The sequence below is a fragment of the Bacillus sp. HMA207 genome, assembly GCF_003402455.1.
GTDB classification, from domain to species: Bacteria; Bacillota; Bacilli; order Bacillales; family Bacillaceae_G; genus Bacillus_A; species Bacillus_A cereus.
This window is the reverse complement of record NZ_BEZT01000006.1, coordinates 23607-45921: the sequence shown is the minus strand read 5'-3', so window position 1 is coordinate 45921 and position 22315 is coordinate 23607. Positions and strand designations below refer to the sequence as shown.

Genomic DNA, 22315 nt, shown 5'->3' with positions numbered 1-22315 from the left:
ATAAAAAAAGACCAGCTTATGGCTGCTCTGATTTCTCGTCTATTAATTTTTGTACTAATTCTGTTAATGTGGACACATCGTTTGTTAGTTTCGTAACTTGCTCTTTTAGTTGTTTATTCTCACCTTTAACAGTAGTTAACTCTTCGTTAAATTGATGATACTGCTGTTGGAAAGCTGCAATAAAGATTGAAACAGTATTATATAAATTAATAGCCCGTTTCTCTTTATCTGTAAATATATCTTCCGTATCATCTGCAATCATACCAAAATACGTTTCAATTTCTTTTGTTGTATATGGTTCTGTTTGTTCTTCCGGTTTGTTCACACGCATTTGATACAGATCATACATGTCGTCCTTGAAGTTGTACTGTTTGATAGCTAAACTCATGATTTTATCAAGAGCGGAGAAAGGAATATCTTTTATATTTTCTTTCATATTCCTAGCTGATGTAGGATTAAATGCTTTCGCCCACATTTGACCATTAGCATTTACATTTTCTTGCGCTCGTAGCGTTCTTAATTCTATATCTTTCCATCCTTGGCCCATCATATCTTTAATCTGTAATCCGTTGTTATAACCTTGTACAAAACTTGATCTTATCATTGCATTACCCATGATTAAATCATGATCGGTGGCGCCGTTTATGAAATGTATTTTATAGTCACTGCCTTTTCTTTTGAAAGTAAACTGTCCCTTGTTATTGTTAAAAATATGCGGTTCAGTTGTAGTTACAGAGAAGTAACCATATCCTGGAGCCCATCCTTCAGATTCAAAAATAATATCATTCAAGTTTTGAAAACGAAATTGTCCATCTGAATATACGCTTAGATGTCCACCGTCATTCTGCATTTGAATATAATTTGACCAAATATTAGTTCCTTCTGCATTTTCTCCTTTAGAAACCCCAAATTTTGCATACGCTTTAGAAGGTTGATCGACTCCATTAATTCGCGGCATGACTTGATAAATATAAAATGATCCTGTACCAGCGTATTTTCTATTATCAGAACCAAGGACTAATGAAGGTTGAATACTCCCATCATTTGTCTCCATAAATCCTATATAACCACGTGGCTTATCTAAATCGAAAATCTTCATGTCTTGTTTATTTATTTCAACAAATCTGTTTCCACTCGTTTTAAGTGTTACTCCTTCTAAAACTTTTCCTTTGATATGATTTGCTGTAATAAAACCTAATAAGTTAATCCTATTTGCATTCAAAGTAATGTTTTCTTTACTCATATTGAATGCTGCGATTACATCATTTTCTTTTACGGATATACTAACACCCTTTTCAGTTAACTGAAGACGGGTTTCCATATCTCTTACATAAGATGATGTGGCAAATTGCCCATTTGCTTGCTCTTTTGTATATACCTCTGTCTTTTTGGCCGAAGCATTGATACCCTGTTCATTGATAGTAAAACGGTTATCAATCAAAGTCATTTTTTGATTAAATTGCTCAGTCGCAAGCTTGTTAGCCAATTCACCTAATAAATCTTGTTTATTCTGATTAACTGTTTGCTTCAACTCTGGAATCTTAAACCCAGCAACATAATCCTCTACTTGTTTAAGCCCAACTTTACCTTCAAGTGCTTTCGCAGTATTTTCCCATCCAGCTTTCGCCTCTTGTAATTGTCTTCCTTGTTCTGTCTGCGTATTTTGTATTAAAGAGACATTTTGTTTAATGGCAGTTGCATCTTTTTCTACAGTAGCAACGCGCTTATCAAATCCACTTTGATTATTTTCTACTTTTGTAATTGTTTCATTGATACCATCCACACTTTTTTCAATCTCGGTTGTTTTCTTGGTGAATGCATCGGTTGTTACTTGCTCTTCAGGCGGTGCCGTCCAATCCTGAGGCTTATTCCCTTTATACAAGGCAACCCATTCCACAATAGATTTCGTAGTACTACTCGGATAGTTATATAAGCTTAACTTTCGTTCATTTCCACTTGCAGCTGCAACAGCTTTGAAGGTTACATAAGTTATTCCATTAGCGTAAACACTTGTTGCATATCCAACATTACTAGACCCGCCATTCTGCCAAACTCCAAATTTCTGCCCTTGTGGGACACTCCCTTTAATTACAAAGGTATATTCCTCACCCGCAAAGAAATTTTCAGTTAGGGAATATTGATTTATTAGATAGTCTGTTTTTTCATATTTAACATTTGATTTTAATAAAAGATTACGTCCTCCAGCTTTATCGTTATTTACCTTTGTTTCTACACTTGTTAACTTCTCACTTATCTTCCCTGCTTCTTCTTTTATTTCAGTTGTTGTTTTCTTTAGTTCACTTGTTGTGTGCTGCACCTCAGAGATTTTCTTTATTGTGCCTTCGGAAGTCTCTACTACTGTATTTAGTTTCTCAGTGATTTCACCATCTTTTTTTGTTAATGCTTCAATAGATTTATTGAACCCTTCGTTAGTTTGCTGCAAGCTAGTAACTTTTTTAGCTATTTCACCTTGAGAGTTTTGTACATTTTTAATGTTTAGAGAAACTTCTTGAAGATTTTCTGTTACTTCCTTGAATTGTCCATTTGTCTCTTTTTGCGCATCTTCTACTTTTTTATCTACTTCTTCTTTTGTGGACTGAATATCCTTATTAACCTGTTCAAGTGTTTCTTTTTTGAGAGACTCTACATCAGGTACAACCGATTCCCAAGCTGCGCCTGTCCATATTTTTAAAATACCAGGCTTCCCATTGCTAATATCACGCCAAAGTGTTTTATAAGGTTTTAGTCCTGTTGTCGGTGGATTCTTAGCTTCAATTATTTCTACCGTGTTATTTTTAAGATTCTCTTGAACTTTTTCAGCCAATGTTTTCGCTGCTTCGGATTCTTTCTTAGCATTACTAGCTGTTTCGTTCGCATCTTTCACTAATTTATCTAACTGATCTATCAGCTCTTGTTTATTACCTAATGACCCCAAGATTCGATTGTAAATTTTTCGTAGTTCTTCGTTTGGATCAGTAATTTCGCGATAATCACCAAACACATATTTATCTTGTGTAGGGTCCGTAAAAGATTCATCACCAGCAATTACACGTGCTTCAAGGTATAACTTAGGTGTGAATCCTGTATCTTTGATTCGAATCGTATCGCCCTCATTAATTAGTTCATGTGCTAGACCGAAAATGCGTCCAATCGATTGTGCTTCTACTTCATAAGAAACTGAAGAATTGACACGCTTCTTTAATTCCGTCTTCATCAAAGTCATTAATCGCTGCGGTGTCATATTTTGGTCTTCTGTTTCCGGAGTGTAGAAACAAAATTTATGCTTACCATGCGCATTCCAGCGTTGAAAGGAATCACTATCTGTAATATAAAGAAGCCCGTTATTAATACTCTCAATCGTGATAAGTTTGTCACCTTCGCCCCGTACAAATCCGACTAAGGCGGTACAAATATCCCTGGAATGTTCAATGCGTCTAATGCCTATTAAGTCTTTTCCCAAGGTTACTTCCTTCCCTGTTTCTCTCCCTCGTTTCTTTATCATATCGACATACCATCCAGTAATTTGAGAACCGAATACTTCAACACGATATTGGATTTCTAACTCAAACAAAGCCGCGATTTTCTTTAAAAAAGTGAGGGGATCGATGAATTCATCAATAGTCATCGTGTGGAATGAAGAATAATCCGTTATTCCACGTTGCCATTTTGACTCAGCAAGAGCGATATCAATAAACGTATTAACTGTTTCGCTCTCTATACGTTGAGGTTTAATAATGTCATCTTTGGCTATTTGAACCCAGGCACCAGAAGCATGTACAGTGAGCGATCTATCAGTAGATTCTTTTTCTACTTCATTATTGATAACATATGGAACAATGCGACCATCACGCACTTCCTTTAAAACTAGGTTCTGCTGCTGTAAAGTAACTGCATGTGGAGTGCCGTCAAAAGTTTTGAATTCTAACATATCAATGTTATTTTTTATTTCCCAATGACGGTTATCAGCCCAGTAGTCCTTTGGTTGAATAGCTGATATAATCTGATCTGTTTTGAAATCAACAACATGAAGTATTCCGCTTGGTGTTCTCATCTGAATCGCTCCCTATATTTGACCCTTGCTGTTCCGATATCAGAAGGCATGATCTCTAGTTTATTAGTGCCTCTATTGATAACAGGGAAATTACTGAAAATGTCCTTAATGTTAATCGCATTCTTTCCTTCAATTGTTACATGACTGTTTTCTGTGTCGATCACGACTTTATCACCAACATCTACTATATAAGGCGGTGTATTTTTCGTATTTAAATTCACTTTCCAAAACTTCAAATCACTAACTGACATTGCTTCTACTGGTGGAACGTCTTGAAACTGCATGATGCTAATCTGAATTTGTGTTGCTTTTTCCATATGATAGTTTTTTTCATCCGTCCAACGTGCAAATCGTTCTGAATCATCTTTTTCTGTACCTGGAAGGAATTTTGAAATATACGCTTCCCATACATTTCCTGTCCTAGCTATCCACAATCGACCAAAATACTGATTCCATGTATTCGGATAATCGCCACTCTCATAAATTAAACCTGTTTTCCCCGGCTTATTGTCATATCCAATTACCATTGTTCCAAAATTTTGTTCAGCTTGCCAAAAGAGATCGTTCATAGCAATTTTTGAAAGTACCTTGCTATTTTCATCCAGTATAGCTATCTCAACTCGTCCCATTTCATTGATTTTTTTACTCTTACATGTAACGTAGGCTTGCATAATAAAGTCTTGTACTGGACCGCCAGGGATACTCTTTTTAACGGCTGCGCCGTGCCACCCTTTACCCGCAGTACCAAAATCAGAACAATAGAATTGGTATTTATCTGATTTCATTTCACCTACTGGTTCACCATCTTCCATCGAGCTGACCTTACTCCACCCTACAGTGGTAGCCATTTCATCCCATATAAGCCTTTGATTTCTTTCTACAGGTGTTTCCACAGTTTTTAACGGCATTCCGATACGAAAATAATCCCGATCATTTAAAGATGTCTCGCCAAACCATACATCTAGAAAAGTATTTGGTTTCGTAATATCAATCTCAATAATAGGGTTAGAATGAACAGTTCCTTTATTTTGGACATTAGCAACTAACCCACTAACATCTTTTTTAAAGTCAACCGTTTGCTCTTTTCCTAACTTATATGGCATTGGACAAATGAAAGTTAAAGTACCTTCACCTAGATCAACTAACTGGTCTAAATCTAAAGTTTCATCTACGACAGCTAAAAACGTACGATCTTTTTCATCATCAAAAATAAGCTCGCACGGTTGATCCGTAACGAGCCAATCTGCTATTTCTTCTTTTAGTTTTTCAGCTTCTTCAGCTGAATCATATAATAGTGCAATAGGAACTAAAATCTTTCTCATTTTAGTTTGTGTGCGTAGTAACCTACCTCCTGGATAATGCGAGACTTCAAGAAACATATGATCCAAAGGAGCCCATGCAGGGCGCTTTTTACCCTGCAGTGGAATTACATTTGGATTCCTTTTCCCATTAAAACTAAAGAAACTAATTCCCGTCATACCATCACCTGCCTAAAATACTTTACGTCTTTCTTTTTCTTGTTCTTGAAATTCATTAACATCTGAGTAAATTTCCTTCGCTATTTCTCGTCCGTTTAGATTGATTTGCAAAATAGTTGGGCTTTGTGATACATATTTGGCCCCTTGCTGTTGATTTAATGGTAATGAACCCATAATTCCATTCGCAATCGCGTCAAACGTTTGCTTACGTAAAGGTAAAACCGTTTCGTCGTATCCTCTTGCGTCACCACAATTGTTATGTTAAGGCTCTTTATCCTTAACTCTCCGGTTTTCACTGGAGTATCGGACTATATCATCACCCATTCATCGGGTGTCGTGCGCTCTTGGATATTTCGCCATACTTTTAGCTTAGGCTACTTTACCTAGTCTCTACACCTTCCTGTCGTTTCCGTACAGGCTTGGCTCGGGATTGCCATATTTTATCAACAAAAAAAGCACTCATAATAGAGTGCTTACCTTCAATTCAAGTATTGGTTTTAATATATCTTGCTCTAGGTAAGAAATTCTAATCAATGGGATATTGTTTCGTTTGCAATATGCATTTTTTATTGCATCCCTTTTCTTAGAATCTCGAAATTTAGTATTTCTTGTATCTTCATCCCTAATATATTGAAAGGGTCTGAAGTGTTGTTCTCCGTCATATTCAATTAAACATTTAACATGTTCATCTGAATCTAAAACAGCGAAATCGAAGGCTAAGCTCCTTTGGTGTTTACAATCAGGGAATTTGTATTCTTTTTCAAATAGAACATCATGTTCAGTTAACCAGCTTTCAATTTCTTTACTAGCTTTGGATGAACGAAAGTCGCTACAATTAGGGCAACGTCTATTTTGGTTTAAAATCTTATCCGGCGCTACATAATATTCATGACCACAATCGTTATGTTTTACAAGAATCTTGTCTCTCGCTGTTGTGTATTGACCAAGTACAGAATACTCGTCTTTTAATAGCTTGTACATTCTTGTTACAAATTCATTGTGATTAGATTTATTATATGGCCCTTCAGATTTAGGTCTTCTCTTTGCCAATAAAGCTGCTGTTTTCCCTGTGTTCTTATTGGAGCAAAAATTACATCTTCTTTTTCCGCTATTTTTAAAAGAGTCGAATGTGGTAACAAATTCGTTTCCGCACCTACATTTAAGTTTAATAGGTGTTTTACAATTTGTGTATTCGTTGCTAATTAAAGTGCAACCACTGTCGCTTTCGAGATCAATAAAGGCTTTTATCTCGCTATAAGTGAATATCTTATCTTGATTGCATCTTTTGAAACCGCACTTATTACATTTACGTTTCCCTTTCCTAAATTGATTGAAAGTGGTTATAAATTCATCTCCGCAGTCACATTTGAACTTCATTTTTTCGCGATTGCCAACATATTCATCTGAAATTAATGTACAATCACTATTCTCGTTAACGAAAGAAATAGCATCTTCTAAACATCTGACTCTTTTAGACATAACAAATACCCCTCCGACAGAGTTTTTATCCGATTATTTAATTTTTAAATGAGAAAAAAGGTGTCGGAAGATTCTTTCAATTCAGGTAGCTAATCCAAATCTATCTCTCTCCTATATTATACCATACTTGAAATTGTTGATAAAACTTAGGTTTCCCCGAATTCACACGATATTTTATGCTGCCGATTTCTCGACAACCGGGCTAGATTTAACCCCAATTAATGTAGGATTACCGGGCTTAATTAAAGCTCCATTCGCAGCCCATTTAACATCGAAAGATGGCAGACCTTCACTAGCCCAATTTACAGGATTTAGAGAACCGTTCACACTAATTTTGGGAACAGGTATATGCACGCCACTAAACATATTTGAAACACCTTTTTTAATTTTATCAATCCATTCCATAACGCCTTCCCAAGCATTTTTAAATGGGGTTGCGATTGCATCTTTCACTTTTCCGAACACTTCTTTTATCACTGTAAGGGTGTCTCCTGAGCTTTTAAAAATACCCTCGAACATGTCAGAAAATACTTTCTTTACACCTTCCCAAGCTTCTCCAAACAGTCCCTTCATTTTGCTGCCTATTTTGCCAATGATGCCAAGTACCTTTCCAACTCCCCATATTTGAATGAAATTCCAAATGAATTCCCATGCTCCTGATAAAATTTGTTTAATAGCATCCCAAACACCAGTCCAATCACCAGTTAGTAAGGAAGAAAATAGTTTAATTGTCCCTAAGATGATATCTAAGGCTCCATTTATAACACCTTTTATGTTTCCCCAGACATCTTCAATAATGAATAGAACAACAGGCATTACAAATTCTATAATTCCTTTTATAATATCGAATGCATTTTTTACAGCTTGAACAATTTGATCTCCGTTTTCTTTCCAAAATGCCGCGATTTTTTCTATAATTCCGTTCACAAACGACATCACATCTGTTAGCAAAGGTAGTAAGTAAGGAGCTATCGTATTAAATACACCCTTAATAAAATCCCACGTAGCACCAATGATTCCCATAATTACTGGAGCAGCAGCTGAGATTAGAGATTGTACATTTTCTATAAAACTACTTAATTGGGCATGTACATCCTGAACGAACATAATAATATCCGCTTTTTGTTCTGGAGAAAACCCTAACTTATCCAAGAAATTACTAGCGGCTCCCCAATCACCAGATACGAGGGCTTTCATAGTTTCTACACCATATTGCACTGCGGCTGTAGTTTCTTGTATAAACTGAATTGCATTAGCCGAAAAACCTAGTTTAGTAAGGATGTCATACCCTTCAACTAGCGCATTCCTATCTCCAGTTGCAGCAATCCAGAATTGCTCGATAGCAGCGCCAACTTGTTGGATGATTCCAATTGCATCACGAAGTGGTTCGAATACTTTATTCATCGCTTCTTGACGTTGACGAGTTTGCTCAATACCCTGTTGGAGTTTCTGGTATTCAACTTCAGATTGGTCGAGGATTTTATTGGCTTCTTCTTGAGTCATGGTCCCTTCCTCGACCTTCATTTTTAACTCTTCTTTTTTCTGAGCTAACATACCATCGGCATTCATCATATCTTCAGCGTGCTTCTTAGATAAAGCAAGTTTTTCATTATACTCTTCTTGCGTTATCTTCCCTTTTTTGAGATTCATATCAAGAATGGCTTTAGATTGAGCTAACTGCTGATCAGTTTGTTGCATTAGCTTAGCTGCTTCAACAGCTCTACCAGATGGATCAAGCCAGTCAGTAAGAGATTTAACAGCACTATTTGTTCCGTTTGTCATTGCAACAAGTGCTGGTTCAACATGTGAGAAAACAACAAGCCCTAAATTTTCTAATTGTGATTTAACGCCATCAACTGCACCCGATAAGTTATTTGCCATTGTTTCAGCCATAACCTTTGCAGAGCCTTCAGCAGTTTCGAGGGTATTTACCATATCATCAAAGGCAGGTTTACCACCTTTAATAACTTGGATCCATCCTGCATACGCTTCTTCACCGAAGATTGCTTTTGCAGCAGCGATTTGTTGAGCGTCGGTTAACTTCCCAAACCCATCGTGTAATTGACCAATAATCTCATTCATTGGTTTTAAATTACCTTGTGAATCCTTTACAGTTACATTTAATGCTGATAACGATTTAGCAGCTTCTTTCGGCGGGGCAGCTAAACGAGATAATCCGGCACGTAATGCAGTACCAGCCATAGAAGCTTTGATACCGTTATTTGCAAATATCTGAGCAATTGCAGCTGTTTGTTCGATGTTTAAACCGAATGTAGCAGCTACAGGAGCTGCGTATTTCATGGTCTCGCCGAGTTGTTCAACATTTAAGTTGGCAGTCGCTTGGGCTAACGCGAATACATCGGCCGCTCTTCCTGCTTCAGAAGCCTTCATTCCGAATGGTGTCATTGTATCTGTTACGATATCAGAAGCCTTTGCAAGGTCTAATGCACCAGCAGTTGCTAAATCAAGTAGTGGTTTACTAGCTGCAATCATTTGGTTAGAATCCCAACCTGCGAGAGCCATATATTCATAGGCCTCGGCTACGTTGGTAGCAGACCATCTGGTATCAGCACCAAGTTTACGAGCGTTAGCTCCAAGCTCAGCCATTTGTAGTCCGTTCGAACGCGAAAGAGCTTCTACCTTTGACATTTGTTTCGTGTACTCAGAACCAACATGAACTACACCAGCAACTGCGGCACCAACACCGACAGCGATGCCGACTAATCCTCCCATAGCTATAGCCGCTCCACCAACAGAAGAACCTAAACCAGCTGCCGCAGCACCAACTTGACCAAATCCACGACCTAAGACACCTGTGGCCCTTTGCCCGCTTCTTTCTGCATTAGCCAATCCTCTTTGTAACTGATCGTCCTTTAAGAAGATTGACCCAAACATCTTAAATAATTCCATTTATTCACCCGCCTTTCCGCGGATTGTCGCAACTCGAGCAAACACTTCTTCTTTTGTGAGTTTCTGTTTCGATGTTTGTTCGATTGAATTGTTATATTGTAGTACCTGTTCTTGCGTTGGATTTTCACGTTTATGTTTAAATTGAGGAAACGTTACATCGCAGTACGGTTGTAGGGCACACCATTCCTCCCATAACATGCGGTCCATCTCTTTTTTCTTTGCGGTGAGATACAAATTAATAACTATCTCGGCATCCAAACCACGTATGTACTCCATGTTCGGATAACGAGAAGCTAACGTATCGATGAAGTCTATTTCATCAAGTTCACCGCATTGGAAAAAAGCTTAACCAGTCCAACTTCTGAGTTTTTAATTGCAGTAAACAACTTCGCTAACTCTTCTAGATTTAAAGTTCGTATTGTTTCCCAATCTGGGGATGCTTTTTTACCGTTTTCATCTTCACACACTAATAGATCAGAAATGAACTCGAAAAATTCTTGCTCAGCCTCTTCTAATCCAAAGATAAACTTCATAATGATGTCGTAACCGAACGTCTCTTGTGCAGCTAATACATCTGCTTGTGTTGCCCCTTCTTTATTTCGTACGCCCATCATTAAATCTTTAAGTAAGTTAATATCAACCTTAAATTTCGATTTCTTCAAAATACGAACTACAGAAAATAAATCTCCGCCATGAATTTGTCTCACTTTGTATTCTTTTTCTTGAATTGCAATAGTCACATTTATTCCTCCTTAAAATAAAAAGAGCAGGGATTGTCCCTACTCTTTAACCTGCTGGTATTAATTTAGCTACTTCTGTCGCTGTTAAAATACGTTTTTTCCATGGTACTTTTCGAATGTTTTCTGGATCACGATGTCCTGTGAATGTTACTTCTGGAACAACTTCACTCTCATTTTCAAATCCTAGTTCTAATGAACCGTCAGATAGTGCGTTATATACGATAATTTCAACGATATCGCCACCTAAAGTTTCACCAACCCATGCTACATTTTTAAGATAGCTTTCTTTCGTAAGACGTTCCGTTGCTTCAATTACATCGTATTTGATAGTTTTTCCGTCTTTCGTAACGGTTTCTTCGAAAACTTTTAATCCAGCAATAAAGTTTTTAATTTTATCTTTATCAAGGAATTCAAGTGTTTTAAAACTAATTTGAGTTTTTGATTTCGTAATACGTTTCATCCCCATAGTGTCACCAGGAGAACCATCATATTCAATTTCTTTAAACTCTGGTTCATACTTAAACGAACCACCACCTTGTGTGGCACCTACTGATAGTTCATCTTTTTCCCCGTAATTAAAGAAGAATGCCCCCCAGTCTCCAAAGAGAACATTTTCTGGTTTTGGTTGTGGAGCTGCCATATAATCAACCCTTTCTATTGTTTAAAATAAGTTCGTAAAATGAACCGCACTTCTTTGCGTATGATATTTGGGTCTGAATCAGGTACTTTCTGACTCGAAAGATAAGAAATAGCAGCACCAAATTCAGCGCTGCTTAATCTATTTCTATGAAGATTGCTTTCTAGTTTCGTAATCAGTTCGTCTATTTGAGCAAGATGAGCAGAAGTACCGTAAATATCAATTGTAAGCATGATATTTTTTCTTCCCCATGATTCTTTATCATCATTAATCGTGTACACCAAATAAGGCATTACAGCGGTTGTTTTAGCGATTTCATAATACGTTTCTTTATCAATTTGTTTTAATTCACTGTGTAATATATTTATAAAGTCATTCATGCTATCTACCTCATTAACGACGAATAGGTTCGCGTGCCAACTTGTGTAATTTGCGGTTTATTGCTCTCTGCTGCTGGTCTAAGAAAAGGCTGTGCATGTTGCCCTTGAGTTTTAACCATCTTCCCTGTTTTAGGGTCACGGTACATCCAAGGAGTTTTACGCCCATCACCGTCTACAGCAAAAATTCCTGTTCCTTTCTCAACATAAATTCCATGATCAGCAGAAGTACCGATAATAACTTTTTCTTGCTCTGCTTTAGAACTAATGCTTCTTCTTAGATTGCCAGTGTCTACAGCAGCAAGTAATTTAGCTTTAGAAGATACAAATTGACCAATAGCAGTATGAGCTGCTTTCTTTGCAGCCAAATGTCTTGCCATAACAGCGGCTCTATTTGATTGAAATTTCATGCTCATATGGCAACATCTCCAATTCTATTTGAAAGAATCTACCCGCATTCATTGGATCGCCCGGATAAGTAACGCTGTATACCTTCTTATCGATAACTAATCTATCTTGAATAGTTACGTCGAAAAGCATGCAGTAAAAGAAATGTGTGCTTTTCTCTTCTACTTTCTTATTGCGAGCATCCTTTGTCCCTTGGATTGCATCCAATACACCTTTAACAGTATTGATTTCTTTCCATTCTTCTATTGGATATGGTCCATCATCAAAACCAGCGTTGCGAAGTACTGTAGCATCTTTTCCAAACTTGCGAATCATTGACTGAATCATCGAATACGTAACCTCACTTTCAGCCCCTTCGTGATGCTTGCTGGATAATCTCCCACGTCATCATAAGTAACAGAATAGTTACCTAATGATTCGCCTTTCTTCCCTTCTCTCTCCCGCTCCTTATACTGATGAACCACCATTTTAGCGATGATACCAGGATAAGCAGGAGGGAATTCAGAAATAGTTCTATTGGTATACTCTGCAACCATTAACATTGTATCTTCAATGCTTATTAATAAATTTTCATCAATTATATTAGGTACTTGCAGTTTTACACGTTTTAAAATTTCTGCTTTCATATCTTCCATCTAATCACCTACTTACGTAAAAGAAAAAAATGGAGAAGGCTTATTAAGCCCCTCCACCTGGTTTTTCCGGAGTAATTGATGTAACTGTAGCTGTAAGTACCGCTATTGACTCTTGACGAAGGATATCTCCACCATAAACCATAAGACCACGAATACCATCTGCAAAGGAATTTTGCAGACGTTGTGCCTCTGTTTCAGTTAACTGTGTCCCGTATCCAATGGCAGACTTATGAAGACCTAAAATTTTATACTTACCACCAGTACCGTGAATTTCTTCTGATACAACGATTTGTGATCCATTAATAATCTGTCCTTCAACAATACCATTTTCTAAAACAACAGGTTGCTTAGTAAAGCGATCATCTTTAGATAATAAACCTAAAACCTGAGAATTGATGATTGTGAATCGTTCAGTTTTAGGGACCTTTTTAATATTTAAAATCGTATTTAAGTCTACAATGTAATCATATGCATTTTTAGGTGATAACTCAATTGGACTAGAGTCACTCCCAATTGTATGAGTTTTATAAGCGCCTTTATAAAGCCCTAATACGAATGTATCAACGGTTTCCTGAAGTACCGCTCCTGCCTCTTGTGTATGTGGGTCGATTAAATCTCCAGCAGCCTGAACTGCATCTACATCATCAACTTTGAAAGCAAAATACTTTTGTTGATCCATATTAATTTCTACTTTAGAAGGGTTGGTATCATCCCATTCGATTGTACCATTATAATCTTTTACATTTACTGCGCCTACACGATTAAAGATAATCTTATTACCTTCGATTTTCGTTGGCGTTGTTGTAATTAAATCCGCAATAGAACGCTTGTGAAAGTTCGCCATCAAGCGCGCTTCCCAAATTGTTGGAATAAAAGTTGATACTGACATATATTAATTCCTCCTTAATGTTTTTCCATAACAAAAGAGATTACTAAACTAGCAATCTCTTTTGTTCGTTTTATATTTTTTTGACTGTACCATTCAAATCACTTAACTTTCCTAGTGCTACTTACCCCAATTGCGCATATCCTTCTGAATTTGTGGCCAGTTCGCATTAATTTCAGCTTGACTCATTGAATTTACTTGTTCTCTCGTAAATCCTCCTCCAGTTCCGCCACTAACATGGATTTCTCGGCCAGCAGCTTTAAACTTTTCAGCCACTTTTACTTCTAATGCAGTAGAGAATAAATCATTAAACTTTGACACCCTAACTTTTGTATCTTCTACATCTGAACCAATAACAAAATCTACAAATTTAAGATCCAATCCAACCGCTGATAAACCATCTGATGCAACACTCTGCATTTCTTTCTGATGAAGTACTCTTTCTCGTTCTTCTAGTTGTTCCTGAAGTTGCTTCATCTCATATTCAGCTTTCTCTTGTGCAGTCATAGAAGCGGTTTTATAGTTCTCTAATTCCTTTTTTGTTGCATTCAGTTCTTTCGAATATTTAGAGCGCACTCTATCTTCCGCTGATTGTACCATCTTCTCAATAAATGTTTTTGTTGCATCATCTAATTTCGGTTCTTTTTGTTCACCAACTGGCGGTTCTTTTTGCTCTTCAACTAGTGAATCTGTTATATCATCCGCAGGTGATGTTTGTTCATTCTGTAATGTCTCATCTGCAGGTATTGCAGGATCAGAAAAGAATTGCAGATTTGATAAACGTAACGGTAACCTTGTTAGTTCTCTTTCTTCTAAAAAATGTACTTCCGCATGCTTTTGTAATTGTTTCATTATTATTCCTCCTCTGAGTTCCTATAATTACGCCCTATTAAGTTCGTAATCTATAAGCCCTCAAGTGTTTTTTATTATTCAAGAGATTCTTTCCATTCTTCATAACTAACTGCGGTAATAACCTCATTCTTACCTGTAGTTGGGTTTCTGGCCCTTCTCTCAATAAATGGGCTAACATCCGCTACCTCAGTAATGAAAGTACAGCGGCATCGTACAACTTCTTTAGCAGGTAAATTACTATCATGTGGATATTCGCAGCTATAACCACCGACTTTAAATAATCCTTTAAACGGTACTTTTTGATGATCTGCTGCTTGGTGAGTAGGACGCGTACGTTTATCTAATGTAGAAATCCAAATCTTCTTCATTGATACACCTTCATCAAAAGCGTGAGAAGCACTGTCATAAGTACCTAAGTTTTGCACCCTAGCACTTTCTGTCCAAGCGACCATTTGAGCTTTCCTCGCATCACCATCAAGTATCGGCTTAATCCGATTTGCCATTGTTGCATATCCTTCGCCTTTTCTAAGACCGATAGATAACTCTCTGCGTATTCGGTTAACTATCTGTACTCGATGTGTACTTAATCTTTGATTGAGTGTCATTTTATCGATTGGCATTTGTACCGCTCGTTTAATGACGTTCGGATCAAGAAGACCATACGAAAGAGCCACGCCGACTTCTTTCTCGATGAGATAACTCGTATAATAAAAAGACTCTCCATACTGATTGGAGAGCGTTTCATTGAGAGTTTTCTTTTTCTCATATGTTATTTCATTAATTACTTGTTGCAGTTCACTTTGCATGCTCTTATATCGATTGAATCGACGCATTTCCTGCATACTTAACTGTTCATTCACTGCATATTTGGCATAATAAAAAGCCAGTATTCCTCTGACTTCTTCTAAAGCATCTTTATACAGGTAGAGAATCGTCTTTTCCAGTTCGTCCTCTATCTTTTGGAGGTGTTTCTGCTTCTTGTCCCATTCCACTAGGCTCACCTACCTTGTCGAGATTCATGGAATCAGCCTCTTCTTCCTGCATCTTCTGTATCTCCGCTTTCGGATCAGAAACAACAGATAACATAGATAATCGTGTTTCTTCGCTTACTAAACCTTGTAGTTTAGACTGCACATCAGCTTCATCAGCTAAGTTAGCTGGAAGATTTCGTGTGAATTGGAACGTCATACAAAGGTAGTCTAGTTCTCCTTTATTTGAGCGTAAGTTCCAAGCATCAAACAATAACTTAAATTGTTGTCGCAATGACTTAGTAAACTTCATTTCTAATGTTCCTGATTTAGTTTCTAAAGCTAATAACTTGTAACGAATAGCAACACCAGTAAGGTTACCACCAAATGATTCATCAGAAAGGTTCACATGCTTTGTGAAACGGCATATATTCTTTTCTAATCTGTCGAGATGGTGTTCAAGTATGTTGTCATTAAGGTCCTTAGTTAAGAAAGAAGCCTCACCATTCTCACCTACATCAAGAGCTCCTGTTTGTTTTAGCTTCTCGATAGTATCATCATCTATATCAACGCCTTTAAAGATCATATAAGCCAGACGAAACTGTTCAATCTCACTGTTTACATCGGAAAACGAACGGTCGTAACCTTCAATAAGTGATATAGCTTTATCTACATCTCCTTGTAATTCTTCATTGTTAGGAAACCCAATAAGTGGCACACCTTTAAATAAGTTTGGAATACGGTCAGTCTCTGTTAACTTATCTAAATCTTCACCAGTGTACTCAATAATGTTTGTTTCATTGTAAAACTCTACTTTGTAACCATCCTTGAAATCATCACCATCAATTACTTTGATTGGATAGCAGCGTATAGCGTATTTAGGTTCTGCAATACTTGAATTCGTAAGAAATATAGCTTCATAAGGTTTGATATTCATAACCTTTTCGATGCCTTCTTTATCGTGATACAGTAGTCTCGCTCCGTATCCACAAATAGAAGCGAACTTCCCTGTTTCTGCGTCAGCATCCTCAGTATGATTCGCTTTTAAAAAGTCCTGAATACGTTTCAATACTTCATTATCTTCATGATCTAAGCTGTATGAGATAGGCAACCCAAACATATAACCGATTTTTGTATCGATAATTTCAGAAAAGAAGTCATTGTTTAGCTTATTGTTAACCTTATCTTTATTACCATTACCTTTAAACTCGCGAGTAAAGATAGGCACACCCTTTTCACTTGCTTTGTATCGCTCGTACCTGTTAATCATGCGTTGTTTTAATGGTTCAAACTCATCAATAATTTTTTTAGTAACTTTGAGGTAGGCTCGCCATTTTGTTCATCCAGCAACGGAATATAGTGTTCAAACATCGTCTCACCTCCTTAATAGATTGACTTAACAGCCTTAGCTTTGTTATTAGTTACAACAACTGTATTTACAAAGTAACGATCACCATCCATTTGGTGGTCATTCTCTTTATTTGGTTTATCTTCACCACGAGCTGTAGCTTTTTCATCCCAAGTATAAGAAGCGTATTCACGAAATGTTTCTTTACAACAGTCATTGTATTTTATCTTCTCTTCATTAAGAAGTCGCGCTACATTTCGTATGCCATCTATAACTTCATTCTTAGCTTTAAGCACTTTGAATCGATTCTTTTTCAATAAAGCAATAAATGAAGCTGCTGATGGATCAACTATAATCCCACGAATAGAAATATCTCCAATGAATGCTTTTAGGTCGTCAAGATACTCATCATCTGTCTTTTGCCGTGAATTTTTACGACCATCATAATGGTACTCTTTTGTTTTGTACCATATACCTTTACACAATCCCCATAGTCCATATGTCATAGGGTTCTGTGTACCATAGTCACAAGATACATAATACTTCTCGTATTCTCTTTCTACTGTTTTTACAACATGCTTTTCTTTATTAAACATGTCATATACAATACCTTCTGCAAGCACCCATAAACCTAAAATGAAGCGTTGAAAGAAGACTCCACTATACATACGATAGTATCTTTGCTTCACTTTTTCAGATAAAGAAAGATTATCGTCCATCGTAAAATGAACATGTAGCAGATTCTTGTCTTCTTTATTATCTATCCATTCAAGTTTGAACCAATGATACGGGCCGGCAGGGTTACAGTTAAACCAATACTTTGAGCCTTCGATAGAACAACGTCCTGTAGCCTGGTTCACAAAGCTTTGTGGCATAAGAGCAACTTCATCAAAAAACATACCAGCTAATGTAATACCTTGGATAAGTTCTTGTGATGATTCGTCCTTACCACCAAATATATAGAAATGATTCGTATGGCCATCTTTACTAATGGTAAGCATGTTCTCTGATAGATGGTCTTTCACTTTATATTTACGTGATTTTAACATCTTCTTTAATGGAGTAATTACGTTGCGTCGCAGTGATCCAATTGTTTTACCTGCCATACCTAAGTTTTCACTATTAAATGTTTCAGTTCCCCACATAACATAAGAAAGAGCCATCGAAACAGTTTTGCCAGCACGAATAGAACCATCGCATATAATACCGTCATGGTCCTTCACAGGTGAATCTTTTCTCCACCAAGTGAGTACTTGTAATTGTTTCTTTGAGAATGGTCTAAATTTAAAAGGAGCAGGTTTAAGTTTCATCTTCCCACACCTCTGCTGTTTTACCTTCTAACGCATCGATGAATCCGTCATCTTCATACTCTTCACCTTCATCACCTTTAATACGAGAAGTATCTGCTTTAATTTTATCAATTTGAGCTTTCTGGACTTCCATCTGCATTTTGTGGCGTTCTTCTTCTATTTTACGTTTGAAATTGTCAGGTACTAAGTCAAAGTACTGAGATAGTTTGTCCAGTGCTTTCATCTTGTCAGCAAGTTTTACCGACACGCCATCTTTTCCGAGTTTTACTTCGGTTATTATAGAACCATCAACCATGTCAGCCTCGTGTAAATCTACATAATTTATGATACGAGTTATTTCTTTACCGGATTCATCTTTCATCGGGCCAAACATCCCCATTACAGGTACTTCCTTCTGTCCAAAGGTTACATAGTTAGTAATATCAGCAAAAGCAATCTTAATGTACTCTTTAAGCACATCCATAGCTTCTACAAATACATTCTCGACTAACTCACCTTTAAGCTCTTTTATATAGGAAGAAACTCGTTCACGTCTTAGCAATCGACTAGCCTGTACATGAGCACCGTCTTTGGAGTATCCAGCCTTCAGTGCAGCTTGTGTACCATTGAAGTATTTCACATAATACAAACAAAAGAGCCTTTCCTTTTCGGTCAGCTCTTCATCTTCTAAAATCTCTTTCAGTTTTTCTTTCGTTTTGGGATTTTTAACATTAGTAACGCTCCTTTTCGCAATAGTAACGTTACCATTCATTTGTTCATCCCATTTGTCTTGTGATTTCCACTTTCTGATTTGCGAAGGCTTAAGGTTTAACTCAGTAGCAATATCAATTAATGGCTTCTCACCTTTACTTACTTTATATATTTCGAATGCTTTATCTCTGTCCGGGCTACGTTGTCTAGCCATAACCACCACCTCACGATAGGCTCTATTAGTTTTTTAAGCTTTTAGGAATTCATTCATTGTTTTATCGAGCAAACTAACCATTGCTTCTCTCTTTTGCTTTGGTGTTGTGTTATCTTCTAACTCATTAAAGATTGGAATTGCACTTTCTAATTTCTGTTTATCGATGCGCTCATTTACAAAGTCCTGTCCCAACATCGAAATGAATGTACCAATTGCAATCGCTTGTTCTTGTTTAGTTAGTTTCATTATTCATCATCCTCCAAAATCACTCTAATTTATTCTTGAAATTCCCTAAAACTCGATGTATTATATTTTTGTGTTTTTCTCAGTTCCCAAGCCGAGAATACATCATCACTTCTGAAAGGACCCGAACTCCAGCGGGTTCTTTTTATTATTCCCTCTTCTTGTAAATCTATTTATTTAAATGTAAAATTATAAATAAGTTCTAACATTTTGAATCGAGGTGAAAATCATGAGAAGTTTTGGCTCATTAATGGTCTCTACTGTCTGCTCAGTACTTCTTGTAATTTGGAATGCCTATGAATTCTATAACGGATTCACAACAGGGCGCACATACTACTGGATTAATGGCATCGGAGCTGTTATCTTCCTTCTATTCTTTATCCTCAACATGCGAGATTTCAAAAAGAAAAACTACAGAACCTCATAACAATAGGAGTTGATACATATGTGGAAAAAGATTAATAATTATAAGTTTCATCTAAAAGATTTGAAATTTATGACTTGGCTATTTCCAATTGTCGGTTTGTTATATGCCTATGAATTCTTTTCTGGGCTAATGTACCACCAGGAGGTTCGTTGGCTTAAGTTAATATGCATGGCAATAATGATTATAGGATTCATGGATACTAGAAAAAAGCTTAAAAACAAAGATTATAGAGTGGCTTAAATCACCAAACACTCTTGAACTCATTTTCGAATCATTGTATTATATTTTCGGGTCTTACTTCATAAATCATTATCAAGAGAATCTGCATGTTTGCAGGTTCTCTTTGTCAAATAAAAAACATCCATTATATAAACACTTCATGTTATTATGATTAAATTGTTTTAATTCAGATTGATATGCAGGTGAAACGAATGGAAAATAAAGAACATGAACAAAAATACGATTTAAGCAAAATATACACATACGAAGAGCATCCTGATAAAATCAGTGGTCGCTGTGATAATTGCGGTAATTCCACATTCAAAAGTTCCATTAAAAATTTCATCTTCTTAAGAGAATGCCGTCAATGTGTTATGAAGAAAATTATATAGCCCCAGGTAGGGCTTTTTCTTTATAAAATAAAAAAGCAGCTGTTAGGCTACTTTAACTGATTACTTATATTTCAAAATTCCTGCCGTAGCTGTTCATATTCCTTCATCATAATTCCTCCTCTTTTAATTCTTTTGCTTTAGCATAAATAGTAGAACGCGGAACTCCCGTCATTTTTGAAATATCATTTACACTCAAACCATTCTCTTTCCTATTAAAGAATAAGTTCATAGCCTGCTTCACCTGTTTTTCATCCTGCCCCTTACGCCCCATATGTTTGCCCATTGCTTTGGCTCTTTCTCTTCCTTCAGCTGTTCTTTCGTTAATTAAATCCCTTTCAAACTCAGCAATAGCCCCTAACATAGTAAACATCAATTTACCTGCTGGTGTAGAGAAATCAATTTGTTCTTTAAGAAATACTACCGCTATTCCTCGATCAGCTAATTGATTTACAATCTTATGCAAATCAAATATCGATCTAGCTAAACGATCTATTTTACAAACAACAAATTTATCCCCTTCTCTCATATACTCTAATGCCTTTTGCAATTCTTCCCGATCACTATTAGCTCCACTGTACTTTTCAGAATATATCTTTTCACATCCATATTCTGTTAACCTTTCAATTTGTGCATCTAAGTTTTGATCTTTTGTACTCACCCTTGCATAACCAACGATAGCCATCCAAATCACCTCAAAATAGTCTAAAAGTCTTAAGAATTATATACTTTTATTTTAGACTATCTTTTAGACATTAACAACTATCTGTTTACAAAGTTTTTACCCTATACATTTCAACTGTACAAAAGGGTCAACTTTTAGACAGTTAAGTAGGACATTTATTTTCGTTCGTTGTGTTCGTTTGTTTTGTTAGACTTTACCATCGCGACGATACTAGAAAAACAAAAGAAAAATCAGCCAACAAACCAAGTAGTTAACCATGGATTCTCATAAATCACTTCCATTTTTATCCGCAACCTTTCTTTTTTTTCGTTATAATGTAATAAAAGGAGATGAATTAATATGGAGATTAATATTATTCCGAAATTTCTTGACGAAGCCGTAACACCATTAGCACAAAGGGCAGGTAACACTCTATCCTCAATTTGGACTATCGCGTTCGGGGGCATAGATATTTATGCAGAAAAAACTCAGTTAAAGCGGGTTAACGCACTAAATCAATTTAAAGAAGAACTAGAACAAGCTGTCTCATCCATTCCAGAGGAAAACATAGTTGAACCACCCCTACATATTGTGGGTCCAAGTTTAGAAGCATCTAAATATTACTTCGAAAGTTCTGATTTACGAACCATGTTTGCAAATTTAATATCAGCTTCTATGAATGCTGCTACAATATCTCAAACACATCCATCATTTGTGGAAATAATAAAACAACTTTCTCCACTAGATGCAATAAATTTAAAGCTATTTAAAACTAGTTCTAGATATCCTATAGCGCAATACGACTACATCTATCACAATGGCGGAAATGCTCCTTGTAAAGCAAATATATTTTTAGAGAATACAGAGAATAAAGAAATAGATTTAAACGCGACATCCATTTCTAATTTAGATCGATTAGGCTTAATCTCCATCTCTTATGAGCATTACTTAAATAATGATGCCTACTACGAAAAGTATGTTAGTCATTCATTTTTTAAAGAAGTAACGCAAATGCTTGAGCAACAAAATTCAAATTCGGATGGTTCATTCCCATTTAAAAATATTGATATTCGAAAAGGAATAGTTGATATTACACCACTTGGGCAAAATTTCATTGAAGTTTGCATTTAACAAGTTTGCTAATCCCCTTTAATAGGGGATTTTTTGATACATACTATCTAACCCCTCACCCCCTTATCTTTCCTTAACAACAAACAAGACGCCACCCAAATCACGGCAGCGCCTACGATAATTGCTATACACATGTTTGTTCTATCTACATAGTAAAATAAAACAACCATAATGAACACATCATAAGATTAGTAACCCTATTTTCTGTCCGTTGATTATTATGTTTATAAACCTAGATTATTCACATCTATATTCAGTA

At 36.4% G+C, this 22315-nt stretch carries 22 protein-coding genes and 2 pseudogenes; 4 read left to right on the top strand and 20 right to left on the bottom strand.

From position 1 onward, the window contains the following. Window positions 1-16 precede the first annotated feature (16 nt). From HMAS_RS26365 to HMAS_RS26275, 19 genes and pseudogenes are all read right to left on the bottom strand, one after another. The gene (locus tag HMAS_RS26365; protein WP_116345123.1) at window positions 17-4051 is read right to left on the bottom strand and encodes a phage tail spike protein; all 4035 of its coding nucleotides are present in this window, start codon (window positions 4049-4051) and stop codon (window positions 17-19) included. Continuing rightward, window positions 4048-5529 (bottom strand): distal tail protein Dit, encoded by a 1482-nt coding sequence (locus HMAS_RS26360; RefSeq protein WP_116345122.1) that lies wholly within the window; start codon window positions 5527-5529, stop codon window positions 4048-4050. The genes HMAS_RS26365 and HMAS_RS26360 overlap by 4 nt, the downstream gene beginning before the upstream one ends. Window positions 5530-5541: 12 nt before the next feature. Then, window positions 5542-5778: pseudogene (locus HMAS_RS26355) on the bottom strand (hypothetical protein); the annotation flags it as partial. Window positions 5779-5988: 210 nt separating this feature from the next. Further along, window positions 5989-7008, bottom strand: a complete 1020-nt coding sequence (locus HMAS_RS26350; protein WP_098005715.1) for a DUF2726 domain-containing protein — start codon at window positions 7006-7008, stop codon at window positions 5989-5991. A gap of 210 nt (window positions 7009-7218) precedes the next feature. Then, a pseudogene (locus HMAS_RS26345) lies at window positions 7219-9918 on the bottom strand (phage tail tape measure protein); the annotation flags it as partial. Further along, entirely contained in the window at window positions 9919-10194 is a 276-nt protein-coding gene (locus HMAS_RS26340; protein WP_240325956.1) for a hypothetical protein, read from the bottom strand. It lies immediately after the preceding pseudogene. A gap of 35 nt (window positions 10195-10229) precedes the next feature. Next, window positions 10230-10658: a hypothetical protein gene (locus tag HMAS_RS26335; RefSeq protein WP_070179332.1), complete on the bottom strand. Its 429-nt coding sequence runs from the start codon at window positions 10656-10658 to the stop codon at window positions 10230-10232. 46 nt (window positions 10659-10704) lie between these two features. Continuing rightward, complete coding sequence (locus HMAS_RS26330; protein WP_116345120.1) at window positions 10705-11298, bottom strand: hypothetical protein; 594 nt, start codon at window positions 11296-11298, stop codon at window positions 10705-10707. A gap of 14 nt (window positions 11299-11312) precedes the next feature. Beyond that, on the bottom strand, window positions 11313-11675 hold the full coding sequence (locus tag HMAS_RS26325) for a hypothetical protein (protein WP_116345119.1): 363 nt from the start codon (window positions 11673-11675) through the stop codon (window positions 11313-11315). Window positions 11676-11680: 5 nt separating this feature from the next. After that, entirely contained in the window at window positions 11681-12088 is a 408-nt protein-coding gene (locus HMAS_RS26320) for an HK97-gp10 family putative phage morphogenesis protein (protein WP_070179329.1), read from the bottom strand. Then, the gene (locus tag HMAS_RS26315) at window positions 12063-12407 is read right to left on the bottom strand and encodes a head-tail adaptor protein (RefSeq protein ID WP_070179328.1); all 345 of its coding nucleotides are present in this window, start codon (window positions 12405-12407) and stop codon (window positions 12063-12065) included. Before HMAS_RS26315 ends, HMAS_RS26320 begins: the two co-directional genes overlap by 26 nt. After that, a complete protein-coding gene (locus HMAS_RS26310) occupies window positions 12404-12715 on the bottom strand; it encodes a hypothetical protein (RefSeq protein WP_098213101.1) in 312 nt (103 codons plus the stop codon). Before HMAS_RS26310 ends, HMAS_RS26315 begins: the two co-directional genes overlap by 4 nt. Before the next feature lie 43 nt (window positions 12716-12758). Then, window positions 12759-13604 carry a hypothetical protein gene (locus tag HMAS_RS26305; protein ID WP_116345118.1) on the bottom strand — a complete coding sequence of 282 codons (846 nt, stop codon included), beginning with the start codon at window positions 13602-13604 and terminating at the stop codon, window positions 12759-12761. Window positions 13605-13721: 117 nt separating this feature from the next. Then, window positions 13722-14453, bottom strand: a complete 732-nt coding sequence (locus HMAS_RS26300) for a DUF4355 domain-containing protein (protein ID WP_116345117.1) — start codon at window positions 14451-14453, stop codon at window positions 13722-13724. Between the two features lie 74 nt (window positions 14454-14527). Beyond that, window positions 14528-15295, bottom strand: coding sequence for a phage minor head protein (locus tag HMAS_RS26295; RefSeq protein ID WP_116345142.1), 768 nt, complete (start codon window positions 15293-15295; stop codon window positions 14528-14530). A gap of 73 nt (window positions 15296-15368) precedes the next feature. Then, window positions 15369-16691 (bottom strand): phage portal protein, encoded by a 1323-nt coding sequence (locus HMAS_RS26290; protein ID WP_240325955.1) that lies wholly within the window; start codon window positions 16689-16691, stop codon window positions 15369-15371. A gap of 113 nt (window positions 16692-16804) precedes the next feature. Beyond that, entirely contained in the window at window positions 16805-18079 is a 1275-nt protein-coding gene (locus HMAS_RS26285; RefSeq protein ID WP_116345115.1) for a PBSX family phage terminase large subunit, read from the bottom strand. Then, window positions 18069-18983 carry a terminase small subunit gene (locus tag HMAS_RS26280; RefSeq protein ID WP_116345114.1) on the bottom strand — a complete coding sequence of 305 codons (915 nt, stop codon included), beginning with the start codon at window positions 18981-18983 and terminating at the stop codon, window positions 18069-18071. The genes HMAS_RS26285 and HMAS_RS26280 overlap by 11 nt, the downstream gene beginning before the upstream one ends. Window positions 18984-19016: 33 nt before the next feature. After that, a complete protein-coding gene (locus HMAS_RS26275) occupies window positions 19017-19229 on the bottom strand; it encodes a hypothetical protein (protein ID WP_116345113.1) in 213 nt (70 codons plus the stop codon). A 226-nt stretch (window positions 19230-19455) separates the two neighbouring features. Here HMAS_RS26275 and HMAS_RS28185 point away from each other — a divergent pair, with 226 nt between their 5' ends. The 3 genes from HMAS_RS28185 (at window position 19456) to HMAS_RS28180 (ending at window position 20264) form a co-directional block, all read left to right on the top strand. Beyond that, window positions 19456-19653, top strand: a complete 198-nt coding sequence (locus HMAS_RS28185) for a hypothetical protein (RefSeq protein WP_080019658.1) — start codon at window positions 19456-19458, stop codon at window positions 19651-19653. A gap of 18 nt (window positions 19654-19671) precedes the next feature. Continuing rightward, window positions 19672-19893, top strand: coding sequence for a hypothetical protein (locus HMAS_RS26265; protein ID WP_029441601.1), 222 nt, complete (start codon window positions 19672-19674; stop codon window positions 19891-19893). Between the two features lie 191 nt (window positions 19894-20084). After that, window positions 20085-20264, top strand: coding sequence for a hypothetical protein (locus HMAS_RS28180; protein WP_116345112.1), 180 nt, complete (start codon window positions 20085-20087; stop codon window positions 20262-20264). Window positions 20265-20370: 106 nt separating this feature from the next. Here the strand turns inward: HMAS_RS28180 and HMAS_RS26255 are convergent, their stop codons facing one another. Continuing rightward, window positions 20371-20946, bottom strand: coding sequence for a recombinase family protein (locus tag HMAS_RS26255; protein ID WP_001018890.1), 576 nt, complete (start codon window positions 20944-20946; stop codon window positions 20371-20373). Window positions 20947-21285: 339 nt separating this feature from the next. Here HMAS_RS26255 and HMAS_RS26250 point away from each other — a divergent pair, with 339 nt between their 5' ends. Then, a complete protein-coding gene (locus HMAS_RS26250; protein WP_116345111.1) occupies window positions 21286-22056 on the top strand; it encodes a DUF4393 domain-containing protein in 771 nt (256 codons plus the stop codon). Window positions 22057-22315: the final 259 nt, after the last annotated feature.